This is a genomic window from Pseudomonas sp. Yb2C2, from assembly GCF_052112325.1.
GTDB classification, from domain to species: domain Bacteria; phylum Pseudomonadota; class Gammaproteobacteria; order Pseudomonadales; family Pseudomonadaceae; genus Aquipseudomonas; species Aquipseudomonas marginalis.
In genome coordinates, this window is the sequence record NZ_JAVAJK010000005.1 from 91,652 (window position 1) to 108,117 (window position 16,466).

Here is a 16,466-nt window from a genome sequence, read left to right on the forward strand (position 1 = left end):
TAGCGGAGTGCCAGTCAGAGAGATTTAGACGGGTCCACCTATATCGGGAGCAAGCCCCCTCCCGCAAGGACCAGTGTGTACTGATACCCTGAGTCAAACCTTTTCAGCCGAGTTATAAATGCCCCGGCCCAACCGCCATACACTCTTCCCCTTCCTCCGCTGGCTCCCGCGTCAAACCCGCGCCAGCGTCGGCCGGGACGCGCTGGTCGGCCTCAGCGGTGCCGTGCTCGCGCTGCCCCAGTCGATTGCCTACGCGCTGATCGCCGGTCTCCCACCGGAGTACGGTCTGTATGCCGCCATCATCCCGGTGCTGATCGCCTGCCTGTGGGGTTCATCCTGGCACCTGATCTGTGGCCCCACGGCAGCGATTTCCATCGTGCTGTACGCCAGCGTCAGCCCGTTGGCCGTGCCGGGGTCTCAGGACTACATCACCCTGATCCTGTTGCTGACATTCCTCGCCGGGGTATTCCAGTGGCTGCTGGGCATGCTGCGCTTTGGCGCGCTGGTGAACTTCGTCTCGCATTCGGTGGTGCTGGGTTTCACCCTCGGTGCCGCCGTGGTGATCGCCCTCGGGCAGCTGCCCAATCTGCTTGGCCTGGATTTACCGAGCCAGGCCACAGCGATCAATAGCCTGCTGGCGCTGATCGACCACGCTGGCGAGTGGGACCACGCCTCCCTCGCCCTTGGACTCGGTACTTTGCTGGTGGGCGCGTTGCTCAAATACCTTGTGCCTCGCTGGCCAACGCTACTGATCGCACTGACCCTGGGTAGCCTGGCAACGTGGCTATGGCCGGCGATGTTCGGGCATGTGGCGCTCGTCAGTTCGTTTATCGGCAAGCTGCCACCGTTCAGCCCGCTGCCGCTGGATCCGGACATGATCCTGCGCCTGCTGCCCAGCGCCGTTGCGGTGGGCATGCTGGGGCTGGTGACCAGTCTGTCGATTGCCCGTTCGCTGTCGGCCCGTTCGCAACAATTGCTCGATGCCAACCAGGAAGTTCGCGCCCAGGGTTTATCCAATATCGTTGGCGGATTTTTCTCCGGGTATCTGTCGGCAGGGTCGTTCACCCGCTCCGGCCTCAGCTATGAGTCGGGCGCCTGTTCGCCGTTGGCCGGGGTGTTTTCCGCAGTATGGGTGGCATTGTTTGCGCTGTTTGGCGCCGCATTGATCGCACATATTCCGATCCCGAGCATGGCCGCCAGCATCTTGCTGATTTCCTGGGGCCTGGTGGATCGTCGGGGTATTCGTGCGTTGTTCCGCGTGAGCCGCGCAGAGTTCGTAGTGATGAGCCTGACCTGTGTCGCCACCTTGTTGCTGGAGTTGCAAACGGCGATTTATGCGGGGGTGTTGGCGTCGTTGTTTTTCTACCTTAAGCGCACGTCGCAGCCACGGGTACAGCAATGGCGTGATGGGGAAGAGGATGTGTTGCGCGTCGGTGGGTCGATCTTCTTTGGCGCCAGCCATTACCTGCAAGTACGCCTGCAAAGCTTGCAGGGTGAACGGGTGGTGATCGAGGCGCAGCAGATCAACTTTATCGACTATTCCGGGGTGGAGATGCTGCACCAGGAGGCGCGTCGTTTAAGCGGGCTGGGCCGTAGCCTGACATTGCGCCGCGCCAGGCCGCAGGTGGTGGACGAGTTGAAAAAACTGGAGGGGGCCGATAAATGCCCCATCCAGTTTGAAGATTGATTACTGCGCCAACTGCCGGCGCAGTTCAGCCAACACCGGCGCCGAATCCGGACGAACACCACGCCACAGAAAGAACGCTTCGGCCGCCTGCTCCACCAGCATGCCCAGGCCATCCATCGCCACGGCTGCGCCTTGCTCACTGGCCCAACGGCAGAACGCAGTCGGTTCCTTGGCGTACATCATGTCGTAGCAAAACGTCTTGCCCGGTTCGATCAGGCTGCCGGCAATCGGCGGTACATCGCCTGACAGGCTGGCGGACGTGGCATTGATGATCACGTCCACCGGCTCACGCAGCCAGTCGAAACCACTGGCGGACACCGGGCCCAGGTCGTCGAACAGCTCGGCGAGCAATTCGGCTTTTTCCACGGTACGGTTGGCGATGATCAACGAAGCGGGCCGTTCAGCCAGCAACGGCTCCAACGCGCCCCTTACCGCGCCACCCGCGCCCAGCAACAGGATGCGTCTGCCTTGCAGATTCAAGCCGGCGTTTACCGTCAGGTCACGCACCAGGCCGGCGCCGTCGGTGTTGTCGCCGAGCAACGTACCGTCAGCGAGTTTGCTCAAGGTGTTCACCGCCCCGGCGCGCTGGGCGCGTTCGGTGAGGCTGTTGGCCAGGCGATAGGCGTCTTCCTTGAACGGCACGGTGACGTTGGCACCTCGGCCCTGTTGGAAAAACTCACGGGCACAGCCGGTGAAATCCTCCAGCGGCGCGAGCAAGGTGCTGTAGTCCAGTTGTTCGCCAGTCTGCTCGGCGAACATACGGTGAATCAGCGGCGACTTGCTGTGGCCGATGGGGTTGCCGAACACCACATAACGATCCATCAAACAGCCGCCTTAGGCGCGGCGATGCCCAGCCAATCGCGGTCTTGCAGGAAGTAGTCGGTTAGGCGTGCTTCTTCGCTGCCGGCCTCGGCTTTCCAGTCGTAGCTCCAGCGCACCTGGGGCGGCAGCGACATCAGGATCGACTCGGTACGCCCGCCCGATTGCAGGCCGAACAGGGTGCCACGGTCGTAGACCAGGTTGAATTCAACGTAGCGGCCGCGACGGAATTCCTGGAACTGGCGTTGCTGTTCGGTATACGCGCTGGCTTTGCGACGTTGCACGATCGGCAGGTAGGCGTCGATGTAGGCGTCGCCGATGGCGCGGATGAAGGCGAAGCAGGTGTCGAAGTCCCACTCGTTCAAGTCGTCGAAGAACAGGCCGCCGATACCACGGGGCTCGTTGCGGTGCTTGATGTGGAAGTAGGTATCGCACCAGGCCTTGTAGCGCGAGTAAACGTCCGGGCCAAACGGCGCGCAGGCCTGCTCGGCCACGCGGTGCCAGTGAATGCAGTCTTCTTCGTTGCCGTAGTAGGGCGTGAGGTCGAAGCCGCCACCGAACCACCACACCGGCTCTTCGCCTTCTTTTTCGGCGATGAAAAAACGCACGTTGGCGTGGGACGTCGGCACGTGTGGGTTGTGCGGATGAATCACAAGCGACACGCCCAGGGCTTCAAACCCGCGACCGGCCAGCTCGGGGCGATGCGCACTGGCTGACGGTGGGAGGCCGCTGCCGAACACGTGGGAAAAGTTAACGCCGCCCTTTTCGATGACCGAGCCGTTCTCGATCACACGGGTGCGACCGCCGCCGCCGGCAGGCCGGGTCCAGGCGTCTTCGATAAAGCGAGTGTCCGTCTCGAAGGTTTCCAGGGCGCTGCAAATGCGGTCTTGCAGGTCGAGCAGGTAGGCTTTGACAGCCTCGGTGCGAGTAGTCATGACATCACCTTGAATCGGGCAAAGCTACGCGAAGCCACAGGGCGTCGGCGGCAAATGGGCGCACAGGATACCACTGCGCTTAGATAGCACTGCAGATAGCACTGCACTTAGGAGCGCCACAGTTGACGAAGATCAAGCTTAGGAGTCCGATAGGGGGCTACGCGAATTCGACCTCAGGAGAAGTGCAGATGGCCAAACGTATCCAGTTCAGCGCCCATGGCGGCCCCGACGTACTTGAATATGTGGACTACACACCGGCAGAGCCGGGCCCGCAGCAGGTTCGAGTGCGTAACGAGGCGATTGGCCTGAATTTCATCGATACCTATTTCCGCAGTGGCCTTTACGCGCCGCCGGCCCTGCCATCGGGGCTGGGCGCAGAAGGCGCCGGGGTGGTTGATGCGGTGGGCAGCGAAGTCACGCAATTTAAAGTCGGCGATCGCGTGGCCTACGGCAGCGGCCCGCTCGGGGCCTACAGCGAATTGCACGTGCTGCCTGCCGCCAACCTGGTACACCTGCCGGACGACATCAGCTTCGAACAAGCCGCCGGCGCCATGCTCAAGGGCCTGACCGTGCAATACCTGCTGCGCCAGACCTATGAGCTCAAAGGTGGCGAGACCATCCTGTTCCACGCCGCCGCCGGTGGCGTGGGCTCCCTGGCCTGCCAATGGGCCAAGGCACTGGGCGTGAAGCTCATCGGTACCGTGAGCTCGCCAGAAAAAGCCGCCCTGGCCAAATCTCTCGGCGCGTGGGAAACCATCGACTACAGCAAGGAAAATGTCGCACAGCGCGTGCTGGAATTGACCGACGGCAAAAAGGTGCCTGTGGTCTACGACGGCGTCGGCAAAGACACCTGGCTGACCTCATTGGACAGCGTGGCGCCACGTGGCCTGGTGGTGAGCTTTGGCAACGCGTCGGGCGCGGTGGATGGGGTGAACCTGGGGATACTCGCGGCCAAAGGCTCGCTGTACGTGACACGGCCGACCCTGGCGACCTACGCCAACAATCCGGCGAACTTGCAGGTGATGGCGGATGATCTGTTTTCGATGATCAAGAGCGGCAAGGTGCGCATTGATATCAACCAGCGGTATTCGCTGGCGGACGCGGCGAAGGCACAGACGGAGTTGTCGGGGCGGCGTACCACTGGGTCGACCATTCTGTTGCCTTGAGGGCCTCTTCGGGGGCGGTGCAACGATTCCACTTGCCCCCCGATAGGCGCGACGCGGTCTCAGGAAGGCCGCACCACCTCACCCGTTGCCAAATCGCGAATCAGGCTCGGGTTCTTGCGCCCACCCAGGGCACCACCCAGAACCAGATCCACCTGCCCGCGAAAGTACTGCTCCACACGAATCCGCGTGCGCGCCGCCGGGCGGCCCTGGGGGTTGGCTGAGGTGGAAATCAACGGTCCCACCAGCGCGCACAAGTCCCGTACCAGCGGATGATCGCTCACCCGTAGCGCCACCGTGTCGTGCACACCGGTGACCCATTCCGGCAACAAATCCTGATGCGGCACCAGCCACGTATTCGGTCCGGGCCAAGTGCTGGCCATGCGTTCGATCCAGGTATCCGGGAAGTCTTCGAACAGAAAGTCGAATTGGCGAATATTGTCTGCCACCAGGATCAGGCCCTTGTCCACCGAACGGTTCTTGATCGCCAGCAGCCGATCCACCGCCTCTTCGTTCCATGGATCGCAACCCAGGCCCCAGACCGCTTCGGTTGGATAGGCAATCACCGCGCCTGCGCGAATTTCTCGTGCGGCTTCCAGCACACGCCACCTGTTGACCATTATTTACTCTCCGGACTAAAGCTCTGGGCAGTTTACCGATCTTCTTTACAAAACCTAGTTCCAAAAAGCTGGCCGCTACAAAAGCTGGCCACGCGCAAGCCAGCGCCCGCTTTCGCAGATCACCAGGCCTTCAAGTTCCAACTCCGTGAGGGTCGCCAACACCTGGGCCAACGGCCGCCCACTGACCAGCGCCAGGGCTTCGCTGGTATGGGGCGCCGCGTGCAACAGCGCCACCAACGGATGTATCACAGGCATCGGCGCCGGGCGCGACAATGCCTGCCAACCACGCAAGCCTTCGAGGATGTGTTCAATGGTTTCCACCAGCATCGCACCATCACGGATCAACTGGTGACACCCCTTGGCCCCGGGATGATGGATGGAGCCCGGGATTGCATACACCTCGCGCCCTTGCTCGGCCGCGAGCTTGGCAGTGATCAGCGAGCCGCTGGCCATGCTGGCCTCCACCACCAGCACGCCCAGGGACAGGCCGCTGATGATGCGGTTGCGCCGGGGGAAGTTACCGGCCTGGGGCGCGGCGTCCAGCGGAAACTCGGAAACCACTGCGCTGCCTTGGGCAATCATCGCCGCCGCAAGCCGTCGATGGCGCTGTGGATAAAGATTTTCCAGGCCCGTGCCGAGTACGCCGATTGTATGCCCCCCCACATCCAAAGCGGCTTGATGGGCCGCACCGTCGATACCCAGCGCAAGGCCACTGGTGATGACAAAACCGGCGCTCGCCAGGCTGCGGGAAAATGCAGCGGCCGTGTCCATGCCGGGGCGGGATGCACGGCGGCTGCCGACCATCGCCAGTTGCGGTTTTTCCAGGATCCCGGGGTCGCCGGCGACAAATAAAAGCGGCGGGGCGTCATCTATCTGGGCGAGCAGTGCCGGGTACTCAGGTTGGTCCCACATCAGCAAATGCTGGTCCGGACGTTCCAACCAGGCCAACGCCTCACTGGCACCGTCGCGGATCTCATGGCTACGGCGGGCATCGGCGCTGATGGGTGACAACCCCAAGGAGCGCCACGCGCTGGCCGGGGCGCCGATGGCCTTTGAAGCGCTGCCGAACGCTTCGATCAACAACCGAAAACGCTTCGGGCCTACCTCCGGCAGCCTGTGCAGGCGTAGGCGGGCTTCCAGTTCTGAAGGGGAAATTTCATTGCAGTTTTTCGAAAGCATCTGATCATCCTTGACCGGAACAAGCTGTGGATAACTCTGTTGGTAACTTATTTAGCAGGCTATTTATTACGGTCGAGGGGCAGTCTCGAAACGGGGGGATAAGTAGCGATTTCCTCATGGGGTGAATCTCCTTTATTATGTGCGTTCGCGTGAAATGCCAGGGCCTTCGCGGCTTTCGGGCGTTTCACACCGGCCGTATGGGTCCATTCCCACCGCCGATTTGCCTTTACCTCACATGTGCAGCAATTACGCTTATGGCTATTTTGAACATCCTCGAATTCCCCGACTCGCGCCTGCGCACAATCGCCAAGCCGGTGGCCGTAGTGGACGACAAGGTTCGTCAGCTGGTCGATGACATGTTTGAAACAATGTATGAAGCGCCTGGTATCGGCCTCGCCGCCACCCAGGTCAATGTGCATCTGCGCGTCGTGGTCATGGACCTGTCGGAAGATCGCAGCGAACCGCGGGTGTACATCAACCCCGAGTTCGAACCGCTGACCGACGAGATGGGCGAATACCAGGAAGGCTGCCTCTCGGTACCGGAGTTCTACGAGAACGTCGAGCGCCCGCTGCGCGTGAAGATCAAGGCCCTCGACCGCGATGGCAAGCCGTTCGAACAGATTGCCGAAGGCCTGCTGGCCGTGTGCATCCAGCACGAATGCGACCACCTCAACGGCAAGCTGTTTGTCGATTACCTGTCCACGCTCAAACGCGACCGGATCAAGAAGAAGCTGGAAAAAAAGCATCGCCAGCAAGCTTGATGCCCTCCTTCCAAAGGCTTGCTGCGGCAAGCCTTTTTCTTTTGTGACTGCTTTTAACCGAGACCTCCCATGACCGAGCCATTGCGCATTGTTTTTGCCGGCACGCCTGAATTTGCCGCCGAACACCTCAAGGCCCTGCTTGCCAGCCCTTATGACATCGTCGCGGTGTACACCCAGCCGGATCGCCCGGCCGGTCGCGGGCAAAAACTGATGCCAAGCCCGGTCAAGCAGTTGGCGCTTGAGCACAACATCCCCGTGCTGCAACCGCCGACCCTGCGCAACGCCGAGGCCCAGGCTGAACTGGCGGCGCTGCAACCGGACTTGCTGGTGGTGGTGGCCTACGGTTTGATCCTGCCCCAGGTCGTGCTGGATATTCCACGCCTGGGCTGTATCAACAGCCACGCCTCACTGCTGCCACGCTGGCGCGGTGCGGCGCCGATCCAGCGTGCCGTGGAGGCAGGCGACAGCGAAAGCGGCGTGACGGTGATGCGCATGGAGGCGGGTTTGGACACCGGCCCGATGCTGCTCAAAGTCACCACCCCGATCACGGCCGCAGACACCGGTGGCAGCCTGCACGACCGCCTCGCCGAGATGGGCCCGCCCGCCGTGATCCAGGCCATTGCCGGTCTCGCCGCTGGCACCCTGCAAGGTGAGGTGCAGGACGACAGCCTGGCCACCTACGCCCACAAGCTGAACAAGGACGAAGCCCGCATCGACTGGAGCCGCCCGGCTGTGGAGCTGGAACGCCTGGTGCGTGCCTTCAACCCGTGGCCGATCTGCCACAGCACCCTCAATGGCGAGGCCTTGAAAGTGTTGGCCGCGACCTTGGTCGACAGCAAAGGCACACCCGGTGAAATCATCGGTGCCAGCAAGGAGGGGCTGCTGGTCGCTTGCGGCGAACAGGCGCTGTGCCTGACCCGTCTGCAATTGCCCGGTGGCAAGGCGCTTAGTTTCAGCGATTTGTACAACAGTCGCCGTGAGAAATTTTCCCTGGGCACGATCCTCGGGGTGGCAACCCAATGAACCCACGTCTGGCCGCCGCCAAGGCCCTGGCCGCCGTAATCAACGGCAAGGCTTCGCTGAACAGTTCGCTGCCCACGCAGTTGGACAAGGTCGAAGACCGCGATCGTGGTTTCACCCAGGACCTGGCCTTCGGCACCGCCCGCTGGCAACCACGGTTGTCGGCGCTGGCAGCCAAGCTGCTGCAAAAACCGTTCAAGGCGGCCGATGCTGATGTCGAGGCGCTGCTGCTGGTCGGTCTCTATCAGCTGCTCTACACCCGCGTGCCGGCCCACGCCGCCATCGGTGAAACCGTCGGTTGCGCCGACAAGCTGAAAAAAACCTGGGCCAAGGCCCTGCTCAATGCGGTACTGCGCCGCGCCCAGCGCGAAAGCGAAGCGCTGCTGGCCGAGTTGGAACATGACCCGGTGGTGCGCACCGCTCACCCGCGCTGGCTGCAAAAATCCCTGAAGGCCTTCTGGCCCGAGCAATGGGAAGCCATTTGCGCGGCCAACAACGCGCACCCACCGATGATCCTGCGGGTCAACCGCCGCCATCACCGCCGTGATGCGTATCTGCACTTGCTGACGAGCGCAGGTATTAACGCTACGCCCTGCGTGTACAGCAGCGACGGCATTGTGCTGGAAGCGGCCACCGACGTGCGCAGCCTGCCGGGCTTCGCCGAAGGCTGGATCAGTGTGCAGGACGAAGCCGCGCAACTGGCCGCCGACCTGCTCGACCTGGCTCCCGGTCAGCGTGTACTGGACGCCTGCTGTGCTCCAGGCGGTAAGACGTGTCACATCCTCGAAGTTGAAAAGGACCTGGCCGGTGTAGTGGCGGTCGATCTGGAAGCCAAGCGTCTGGTGCGTGTACGGGAGAATCTCGCACGCCTGGGCCTCAGCGCCGAGCTGATCGCTGCCGACGGCCGCGACACCGCCACCTGGTGGGACGGCAAACCGTTCCAACGCATCCTGCTTGACGCGCCGTGTTCCGCCACCGGTGTGATCCGCCGTCACCCGGACATCAAGCTCACCCGCCAACCCGACGACATCACCGCCCTGGCGGTGCTGCAAGGCGAACTGCTCGACGCACTGTGGCCGACCCTCGAAGTCGGCGGCATCCTGCTTTACGCCACCTGCTCCACCTTGCCCACCGAAAACACCGAGGTGATCGAAGCCTTTCTCGCCCGCACCAGCGGCGCGCGGGAACTGGACCTCGCCACGGCAGCTGGTATCAAACAGCCCCATGGCCGCCAGTTACTCGCGCAGGAAGGCGGGCATGATGGTTTCTACTACGCCAAACTGATCAAGATCGCCGCCGCGCGCGGCTGAACGGGTTTAAGGGAGTGACCGGATGAAAATCATCATCCTTGGAGCAGGGCAGGTTGGCGGCACACTGGCCGAACATTTGGCCAGTGAAGCCAATGACATCACCGTGGTCGACACCGATGCCGAGCGCCTGCGCAACCTGGGCGACCGCCTGGATATCCGCACCGTACAAGGCCGGGCGTCGTTTCCCACCGTGCTGCGTCAGGCGGGTGCCGACGACGCCGACATGCTGGTCGCGGTCACCAACAGCGACGAGACCAATATGGTCGCCTGCCAGGTCGCCCACACCCTGTTCCACACCCCGACCAAGATCGCCCGGGTGCGTGAAGCCGCCTACCTGACCCGCGCCGGCCTGTTCGATAACGACGCCATCCCCGTGGACGTTCTGATCAGCCCGGAACAGGTCGTCACCCACTACATCAAGCGCCTGATCGAAATCCCGGGCGCCTTGCAGGTGATCGACTTCGCCGGCGGCAAGGCGCAACTGGTGGCGGTGAAGGCCTACTACGGTGGACCGCTGGTGGGTCAGCAATTGCGTCAACTGCGTGAACACATGCCGAATGTGGAAACCCGCGTAGCCGCGATTTTCCGACGTGACCGGCCGATCCTGCCCCAGGGCGATACGGTGATCGAGGCCGATGACGAAGTATTCTTCATCGCTGCCAAAGCGAATATTCGTGCCGTCATGAGTGAAATGCGTCGGCTCGATGAGAGCTACAAACGCATCGTCATCGCCGGCGGCGGGCAGATTGGCGAGCGCCTGGCCGAAGCGATCGAGAGTCGCTACCAGGTGAAAATCATCGAGATGAGCCCGGCACGCTGCCGGCATTTGTCCGACACCCTGGACAGCACGGTCGTACTGCAAGGCAGTGCCTCGGACCGCGACCTGCTGATGGAAGAAAACATCGCCGACGCGGATATCTTCCTGGCCCTGACCAACGATGACGAGGCCAACATCATGTCGTCCTTGCTGGCCAAGCGGCTGGGGGCCAAGAAGGTCATGACCATCATCAACAACCCGGCCTATGTCGACCTGATCCAGGGCGGCGATATCGACATCGCCATCAGCCCGCAACTGGCCACCATCGGCACCTTGCTTGCCCACGTGCGCCGGGGCGATATCGTCAGCGTGCACTCCCTGCGCCGGGGGGCGGCGGAGGCCATCGAGGCGATTGCCCACGGTGATTCGAAGTCGAGCAAAGTGATCGGCAAGGCCATCCGCGATATAGGCCTGCCGCCGGGCACCACCATTGGCGCAATCATTCGTGATGAGGAAGTGATCATCGCCCACGACGACACGGTGATCGCCACGGGTGACCACGTGATCCTGTTCCTGGTGGATAAAAAACATATCCGCGATGTGGAGAAGCTGTTCCACGTGGGATTGAGCTTTTTCTGATCAACCGGAGTGACCGACATGCTCGAATCCCTGGAAAAAATGCTCGCCAAGGGTGTGGATAATTCCCTGCTGCGCTTTGGGCTGGGCAAGGGTTATCTGGACCTGAAGGACAATGCCAAGGCGGCGGAGCATTTGCACAAATGCGTCGAGTTCGATCCGAAGTATTCGGCGGCGTGGAAGTTGTTGGGCAAGGCGCAGCTGGGGCAGGGTGATAACGCCGCGGCGCGACAGGCGTGGGAGAAGGGCATCGAAGCGGCCCAGGCCCATGGCGACAAGCAGGCCGAGAAAGAAATGACGGTGTTCCTGAAGAAACTCGACCGCCAAAGCTAAGCAGATCGAAAATGTGGGAGGGGGCTTGCTCCCGATAGCAGTGTGTCAGCCAATGCATAGTTGACTGAACCACCGCTATCGGGGCAAGCCCCCTCCCACATTTAGTCAGCAGTGGGTCAGTACCACCGCTCTTCACCCGGCGGGCGTTTCTTGAAGCGCTTCATGCTCCACATGTACTGGCTCGGGTAGGCGCCGACATAACGCTCCACCACTTTGCTCATCGCCGCGCAGGAGGTGGCGGTGTCGGTGCTGTACATGTCTTCCGGCGCCGCTTCCAGGATCACTTTGTAGCCCGAACCGTCCGGCAGCCGCAGCGCATGCAGGAACACCCCCACGGCCTTGTGGCCGGCGAGCATGTTCGGCACGAACTTGCTGGTGAGCGCCTGGGTGGCGAAGAACGGCACGAAGATCCCTGCGGACTCGGCCGGCTCCGGGTCGGCCGGAATACCCACCTGGCCGCCCTTGCGCACTTCCTTGATCACACTGAGGATGCCTTCCTTGGTGGACGCCGCCACGCGGTTACCCAGTTGTACGCGCTGCTTGCGCAGCAACTCGTCCACCGCCTTGAGCTTGGGCGGGCGGTAAAAAATGATCGGTTTGCACTGGCTGCAATAGAAGTGGTTCAACACCTCCCAGTTGCCCAGGTGGCTGGTGATGCCGACCACACCTTTGCCCGAGGCCAGGGCTTCGTGCAGCACCTCAAGGCCTTCGACTTCACGCACCAGGTCGATGGAGCGCTGGGCCGGCCAGATCCAGGCGCAGGCGCTTTCGGTAAGGGACTTGCCGATGTCCTTCAGGCTCTGGCCAACCAGGCGCTCGCGCGCGGCGGGGTCCATGTCCGGGAAGCATTTAGAGAGGTTGATCCGCACCGTGTCACGGGAGCGGTTAGGGGTTTTCCACATGATCCAGCCGATGGCCGTGCCGACCGCTTGAACCGCGCGCCAGGGCAATAGGGCAAACAACCGAAGAGCGCCTACCAGCAAGGCGCCTTTAAACTTTTCCACAGGTCACTCCTGATCGTGTGTGGTGCGCAAAGCCGCCATTCTAACCGGCGTTGGCCAAGTCCGCGTAACGGTCGCAGTCCTGGGTGTGGTCCATGACCATGCCCGAGGCCTGCATGAACGCGTAACAGATGGTCGGGCCGACAAAGGTGAAGCCGGCTTTCTTGAGTGCTTTGCTCATGGCTTCAGCCTCCGGCGTAATCGCAGGCACTTCGCTGCGGTCCTTGAAATGGTTGACCTTGGGCACGCCGCCGACAAACGACCAGAGCCACCCCACCGGATCTTCAAGCGCCAGCCAGGCTGCGGCGTTGCGCCGGGTGGCGTTGAGCTTGAGGCGGTTACGCACAATGCCAGGGTCAAGCATCAGCGCTTCGATCTCGGCATCGGTCAGCTGTGCCAGACGCCGGGCATCAAAACCAAACAAGACCTTTCGATAATGCTCGCGTTTGCGTAAAACGGTGATCCAGGACAGGCCCGCCTGGAACCCTTCGAGCAAAAGCAACTCGAACAAACCCTGCGCATCGCGCAGCGGCGTTCCCCACTCCTGATCGTGATAAGCCATGTACAGCGGATCTTCAGAACACCAAAAGCAGCGTGGCATAAGGCTCCAGGGGATGGTGGCGCGGCCGAATCGGGTATACTCCCGCTCTTTAAATCGCAGCCCAAGTAACAGGTGAATTTCGTGAGCCAGCCTACGCCAGCCGTGCGTACCTTCCAAGACTTGATCCTCGCCCTCCAGCAATACTGGGCCGAGCAAGGTTGTGTGGTACTTCAGCCCTACGATATGGAAGTAGGCGCCGGCACTTTCCACACCGCTACATTCCTGCGGGCCATCGGCCCGGAAACCTGGAACGCCGCTTATGTGCAGCCCAGTCGTCGCCCGACTGACGGCCGCTACGGCGAAAACCCGAACCGTCTGCAGCACTACTATCAGTTCCAGGTAGTCCTGAAGCCGAACCCGGACAACTTCCAGGAACTGTACCTGGGCTCGCTCAAGCACGTGGGCCTCGACCCGCTGGTGCACGACATCCGTTTCGTCGAAGACAACTGGGAGTCGCCCACCCTCGGCGCCTGGGGCCTGGGCTGGGAAGTCTGGCTCAATGGCATGGAAGTCACCCAGTTCACCTACTTCCAACAGGCCGGTGGCATCGAGTGCTACCCGGTGACCGGCGAGATCACCTACGGCCTCGAGCGCCTGGCCATGTACCTGCAGGGCGTGGATTCGGTCTACGACCTGGTGTGGGCTGACGGCCCGTTCGGCAAAGTGACCTATGGCGATGTGTTCCACCAGAACGAAGTGGAGCAATCGACCTACAACTTCGAACACGCCAACGTCGACAAGCTGTTCGAACTGTTCGACTTCTATGAAAGCGAAGCCAAGCGCCTGATCGAACTCGACCAGCCGCTGCCGTTGCCGAGCTATGAAATGGTGTTGAAGGCCTCCCATACCTTCAACCTGCTGGACGCCCGCCGTGCCATCTCGGTAACCGCGCGCCAGCAATACATCCTGCGTGTACGCACCCTGGCGCGTTCCGTCGCCCAAGCCTACCTGCTGGCTCGCGCCAAGCTGGGCTTCCCGATGGCCACCCCGGACCTGCGTGATGAAGTGTTGGCTAAGCTGGAGGCTGCACAATGAGTGCTCAAGATTTCCTGGTTGAACTGGGCACCGAAGAGCTGCCACCCAAGGCACTCAATACCCTGGCCGATGCGTTCCTGGCCGGTATCGAAAAAGGCCTGCAGAGCGCCGGCCTGAAGTTTGAAGCGAAGAAAGTCTACGCCGCGCCGCGCCGCCTGGCCGTGTTGCTGACCGCGCTGGAAACCCAGCAGCCGGACCGCAGCATCAACCTCGACGGCCCGCCACGCCAGGCGGCTTTCGACGCCGAAGGCAACCCGACCCAAGCCGCACTGGGCTTCGCCAAGAAGTGCGGTGTGGAGCTGAGCGAGATCGACCAGAGCGGTCCGAAACTGCGTTTCAGCCAGGTCATCACAGGCAAGCCCACCGCCAGCCTGTTGCCGACCATCGTCGAAGACTCCCTGAACGACCTGCCGATTCCCAAGCGCATGCGCTGGGGCGCGCGCAAGGAAGAGTTCGTACGCCCGACCCAGTGGCTGGTGATGCTGCTCGGTGACCAGGTCATCGATTGCACCCTCCTCGCCCAGAAAGCTGGCCGTGATTCCCGTGGCCATCGCTTCCACCATCCACAAGCGGTGCGCATCACTTCGCCGGCTAACTATGCCGCCGATCTGCGTGCTGCCTACGTGCTGGCCGATGCCAACGAGCGTCGCGAGCTGATCAGCAAGCGCACCGAAGAACTCGCCCGCCTGCAGGAAGGCACCGCCATCGTGCCGCCAAGCCTGCTCGACGAAGTGACCGCGCTGGTTGAATGGCCGGTGCCGCTGGTGTGCTCGTTCGAAGAACGTTTCCTCGATGTGCCGCAGGAAGCGCTGATCACCACCATGCAGGACAACCAGAAGTATTTCTGCCTGCTGGACGTGGACGGCAAGTTGCTGCCGCGCTTTATCACCGTGGCCAACATCGAAAGCAAGGACCCGCAGCAGATCATCGCCGGTAACGAGAAAGTCGTGCGTCCGCGCCTGACTGACGCCGAGTTCTTCTTCAAGCAAGACAAGAAGCAGAAACTCGAAGACTTCAACCTGCGCCTGCAGAACGTGGTATTCCAGGAAAAACTCGGCAGCGTCTACGACAAGGCCGTGCGCGTTTCCAAGCTGGCGGCCTACATTGCCCCACGCATCGGCGGTGATGCCGCCTGGGCTGCGCGTGCAGGCTTGCTGTCCAAGTGCGACCTGGCCACCGAAATGGTCGGCGAGTTCCCGGAGATGCAGGGCGTTGCCGGTTACTACTACGCCCTCAACGATGGCGAGGCGGACGATGTCGCGCTGGCGCTGAACGAGCAGTACATGCCGCGTGGCGCCGGCGCCGAGCTGCCGACCACCCTGACCGGTGCGGCCGTGGCCATCGCCGACAAGCTGGATACCCTCGTCGGTATCTTCGGTATCGGCATGCTGCCTACCGGTAGCAAAGACCCGTATGCCCTGCGTCGCGCGGCCCTCGGCGTGCTGCGTATCCTGATCGACAAGAAGCTCGACCTCGACCTGACCCAGGCCGTGGTGTTCGCGGTCGGCCAGTTCGGTGGCAAGGTCAAGCAAGCCGGCCTGGCCGAGCAAGTGCTGGAGTTCGTGTTCGACCGCCTGCGTGCGCGTTATGAAGACGAAGGCGTGGACGTTTCCGTCTACCTGTCGGTACGTGCCCTGCAACCGGGTTCGGCACTGGACTTCGATCAGCGCGTACAAGCCGTACAGGCGTTCCGTAAGCTGCCGGAAGCCGACGCCCTGGCCGCTGTGAACAAGCGAGTGTCGAACCTGCTGGGCAAGGCCGAAGGCCTGGGCAACGCCGATGTCGACCCAGGCCTGTTTGCCGACGCCAAGGAGTTCTCGCTGAACTCAGCCATTGCCAAGGCAGAGAACGCGGTGAAGCCGCTGATCGCCGAACGCAATTACGCCGAAGCCCTGGCACGCCTGGCGACCTTGCGTGAGCCGGTGGATGCGTTCTTCGAAGCGGTGATGATCAATGCCGAAGATGCCGGCGTGCGGAAAAACCGCTACGCCATGCTGGCGCGTCTGCGTGGCCTGTTCGTCAACATCGCTGACATTTCGACGCTGAGCTGACCATGTTGAAACTGCTGATTCTCGATCGGGACGGGGTGATCAACTACGACTCCGACGCTTACATCAAGTCGGTGGCGGAATGGATTCCACTGCCCGGTTCGATCGAGGCCATCGCGCAGTTGAGCAAAGCCGGCTGGACGGTGGCCATCGCCACCAACCAGTCCGGCATCGCCCGCGGCTATTACGACATCGCCACCCTGGACGCCATGCACGCGCGCTTGCGCACCCTGGTGGCGGAGCAGGGCGGGGAAGTGGGGCTGGTGGTGTACTGCCCTCACGGGCCGGATGAGGGATGCGATTGCCGCAAACCCAAGCCTGGCATGTTGAAAATCATTGCAGAACATTACAAGGTGCCCTTGGCTGGGATATGGTTCGTCGGGGACAGCCTCGGTGACCTGGAGGCGGCCAAAGCCGTCGACTCTCAGCCAGTTTTGGTAAAGACCGGGAAAGGCGAAAAGACCCAGGCGAAAAACCTGCCGGTAGGCACCTTGATTTTTGACGATCTGGCGGCGGTTGCCGCAGAACTTATCAACAACTAGCCGCCTTCGACTTCCTGGC

16 protein-coding genes are annotated in these 16,466 nt (G+C 62.0%); 10 read left to right on the plus strand and 6 right to left on the minus strand.

Annotation, left to right across the window (positions count from 1 at the left end; genetic code table 11):
* The first annotated feature begins 118 nt into the window (after positions 1-118).
* Complete coding sequence (locus Q8X51_RS08545) at positions 119-1,687, plus strand: SulP family inorganic anion transporter (RefSeq protein ID WP_065926824.1); 1,569 nt, start codon at positions 119-121, stop codon at positions 1,685-1,687.
* Here Q8X51_RS08545 and aroE read toward each other — a convergent pair whose 3' ends face one another.
* Both aroE and hemF read right to left on the minus strand, forming a co-directional pair.
* Positions 1,688-2,509 carry a shikimate dehydrogenase gene (gene aroE, locus Q8X51_RS08550; protein WP_253492701.1) on the minus strand — a complete coding sequence of 274 codons (822 nt, stop codon included), beginning with the start codon at positions 2,507-2,509 and terminating at the stop codon, positions 1,688-1,690.
* Positions 2,509-3,441, minus strand: a complete 933-nt coding sequence (gene hemF / locus Q8X51_RS08555; RefSeq protein WP_065926822.1) for an oxygen-dependent coproporphyrinogen oxidase — start codon at positions 3,439-3,441, stop codon at positions 2,509-2,511. The genes aroE and hemF overlap by 1 nt, the downstream gene beginning before the upstream one ends.
* A 188-nt stretch (positions 3,442-3,629) precedes the next feature.
* On the opposite strand from hemF, the gene Q8X51_RS08560 reads away from it, so the two are divergent.
* Positions 3,630-4,607 (plus strand): quinone oxidoreductase family protein, encoded by a 978-nt coding sequence (locus Q8X51_RS08560; protein ID WP_065926821.1) that lies wholly within the window; start codon positions 3,630-3,632, stop codon positions 4,605-4,607.
* Positions 4,608-4,666: 59 nt separating this feature from the next.
* Here Q8X51_RS08560 and Q8X51_RS08565 read toward each other — a convergent pair whose 3' ends face one another.
* Both Q8X51_RS08565 and dprA read right to left on the minus strand, forming a co-directional pair.
* Entirely contained in the window at positions 4,667-5,224 is a 558-nt protein-coding gene (locus Q8X51_RS08565; protein ID WP_027608149.1) for an L-threonylcarbamoyladenylate synthase, read from the minus strand.
* 75 nt (positions 5,225-5,299) lie between these two features.
* Positions 5,300-6,403: a DNA-processing protein DprA gene (dprA, locus tag Q8X51_RS08570; protein ID WP_137211755.1), complete on the minus strand. Its 1,104-nt coding sequence runs from the start codon at positions 6,401-6,403 to the stop codon at positions 5,300-5,302.
* A 254-nt stretch (positions 6,404-6,657) separates the two neighbouring features.
* Between dprA and def the strand changes: the two genes are divergently transcribed.
* From def to Q8X51_RS08595, 5 genes are all read left to right on the plus strand, one after another.
* Positions 6,658-7,164: a peptide deformylase gene (def, locus tag Q8X51_RS08575; RefSeq protein ID WP_407693772.1), complete on the plus strand. Its 507-nt coding sequence runs from the start codon at positions 6,658-6,660 to the stop codon at positions 7,162-7,164.
* Positions 7,165-7,233: 69 nt separating this feature from the next.
* On the plus strand, positions 7,234-8,187 hold the full coding sequence (gene fmt, locus Q8X51_RS08580; protein WP_407693771.1) for a methionyl-tRNA formyltransferase: 954 nt from the start codon (positions 7,234-7,236) through the stop codon (positions 8,185-8,187).
* The gene (rsmB, locus tag Q8X51_RS08585) at positions 8,184-9,494 is read left to right on the plus strand and encodes a 16S rRNA (cytosine(967)-C(5))-methyltransferase RsmB (RefSeq protein WP_407693770.1); all 1,311 of its coding nucleotides are present in this window, start codon (positions 8,184-8,186) and stop codon (positions 9,492-9,494) included. Before fmt ends, rsmB begins: the two co-directional genes overlap by 4 nt.
* Before the next feature lie 22 nt (positions 9,495-9,516).
* Positions 9,517-10,890, plus strand: coding sequence for a Trk system potassium transporter TrkA (gene trkA / locus Q8X51_RS08590; RefSeq protein ID WP_027608153.1), 1,374 nt, complete (start codon positions 9,517-9,519; stop codon positions 10,888-10,890).
* 18 nt (positions 10,891-10,908) lie between these two features.
* Positions 10,909-11,220 carry a tetratricopeptide repeat protein gene (locus Q8X51_RS08595; protein ID WP_065926817.1) on the plus strand — a complete coding sequence of 104 codons (312 nt, stop codon included), beginning with the start codon at positions 10,909-10,911 and terminating at the stop codon, positions 11,218-11,220.
* A 116-nt stretch (positions 11,221-11,336) separates the two neighbouring features.
* Here the strand turns inward: Q8X51_RS08595 and Q8X51_RS08600 are convergent, their stop codons facing one another.
* Together Q8X51_RS08600 and Q8X51_RS08605 are read right to left on the minus strand one after the other, a co-directional pair.
* A complete protein-coding gene (locus Q8X51_RS08600) occupies positions 11,337-12,224 on the minus strand; it encodes a lysophospholipid acyltransferase (RefSeq protein WP_012721461.1) in 888 nt (295 codons plus the stop codon).
* Between the two features lie 40 nt (positions 12,225-12,264).
* Positions 12,265-12,822 (minus strand): DNA-3-methyladenine glycosylase I, encoded by a 558-nt coding sequence (locus Q8X51_RS08605; RefSeq protein ID WP_065926816.1) that lies wholly within the window; start codon positions 12,820-12,822, stop codon positions 12,265-12,267.
* Positions 12,823-12,903: 81 nt separating this feature from the next.
* Here Q8X51_RS08605 and glyQ point away from each other — a divergent pair, with 81 nt between their 5' ends.
* Genes glyQ through gmhB form a run of 3 tightly spaced genes read left to right on the plus strand, consistent with a single transcriptional unit; the run spans position 12,904 to position 16,447 of the window.
* Positions 12,904-13,857: a glycine--tRNA ligase subunit alpha gene (gene glyQ, locus Q8X51_RS08610; RefSeq protein ID WP_003187265.1), complete on the plus strand. Its 954-nt coding sequence runs from the start codon at positions 12,904-12,906 to the stop codon at positions 13,855-13,857.
* A complete protein-coding gene (glyS, locus tag Q8X51_RS08615) occupies positions 13,854-15,908 on the plus strand; it encodes a glycine--tRNA ligase subunit beta (protein ID WP_065926815.1) in 2,055 nt (684 codons plus the stop codon). The genes glyQ and glyS overlap by 4 nt, the downstream gene beginning before the upstream one ends.
* A 2-nt stretch (positions 15,909-15,910) precedes the next feature.
* On the plus strand, positions 15,911-16,447 hold the full coding sequence (gmhB, locus tag Q8X51_RS08620; RefSeq protein ID WP_162494271.1) for a D-glycero-beta-D-manno-heptose 1,7-bisphosphate 7-phosphatase: 537 nt from the start codon (positions 15,911-15,913) through the stop codon (positions 16,445-16,447).
* Positions 16,448-16,466 lie beyond the last annotated feature (19 nt).

What these genes read in the sequence shown, in the direction of transcription:
- trkA (WP_027608153.1), top strand. Translation starts at nt 9,517, where the DNA reads ATGAAAATCATCATCCTTGGAGCAGGGCAGGTTGGCGGCACACTGGCC.
- aroE (WP_253492701.1), bottom strand. Translation starts at nt 2,509, where the DNA reads ATGGATCGTTATGTGGTGTTCGGCAACCCCATCGGCCACAGCAAGTCG.
- hemF (WP_065926822.1), bottom strand. Translation starts at nt 3,441, where the DNA reads ATGACTACTCGCACCGAGGCTGTCAAAGCCTACCTGCTCGACCTGCAA.
- Q8X51_RS08595 (WP_065926817.1), top strand. Translation starts at nt 10,909, where the DNA reads ATGCTCGAATCCCTGGAAAAAATGCTCGCCAAGGGTGTGGATAATTCC.
- glyS (WP_065926815.1), top strand. Translation starts at nt 13,854, where the DNA reads ATGAGTGCTCAAGATTTCCTGGTTGAACTGGGCACCGAAGAGCTGCCA.
- Q8X51_RS08560 (WP_065926821.1), top strand. Translation starts at nt 3,630, where the DNA reads ATGGCCAAACGTATCCAGTTCAGCGCCCATGGCGGCCCCGACGTACTT.
- rsmB (WP_407693770.1), top strand. Translation starts at nt 8,184, where the DNA reads ATGAACCCACGTCTGGCCGCCGCCAAGGCCCTGGCCGCCGTAATCAAC.
- Q8X51_RS08565 (WP_027608149.1), bottom strand. Translation starts at nt 5,224, where the DNA reads ATGGTCAACAGGTGGCGTGTGCTGGAAGCCGCACGAGAAATTCGCGCA.
- dprA (WP_137211755.1), bottom strand. Translation starts at nt 6,403, where the DNA reads ATGCTTTCGAAAAACTGCAATGAAATTTCCCCTTCAGAACTGGAAGCC.
- Q8X51_RS08605 (WP_065926816.1), bottom strand. Translation starts at nt 12,822, where the DNA reads ATGCCACGCTGCTTTTGGTGTTCTGAAGATCCGCTGTACATGGCTTAT.
- gmhB (WP_162494271.1), top strand. Translation starts at nt 15,911, where the DNA reads ATGTTGAAACTGCTGATTCTCGATCGGGACGGGGTGATCAACTACGAC.
- fmt (WP_407693771.1), top strand. Translation starts at nt 7,234, where the DNA reads ATGACCGAGCCATTGCGCATTGTTTTTGCCGGCACGCCTGAATTTGCC.
- def (WP_407693772.1), top strand. Translation starts at nt 6,658, where the DNA reads ATGGCTATTTTGAACATCCTCGAATTCCCCGACTCGCGCCTGCGCACA.
- Q8X51_RS08545 (WP_065926824.1), top strand. Translation starts at nt 119, where the DNA reads ATGCCCCGGCCCAACCGCCATACACTCTTCCCCTTCCTCCGCTGGCTC.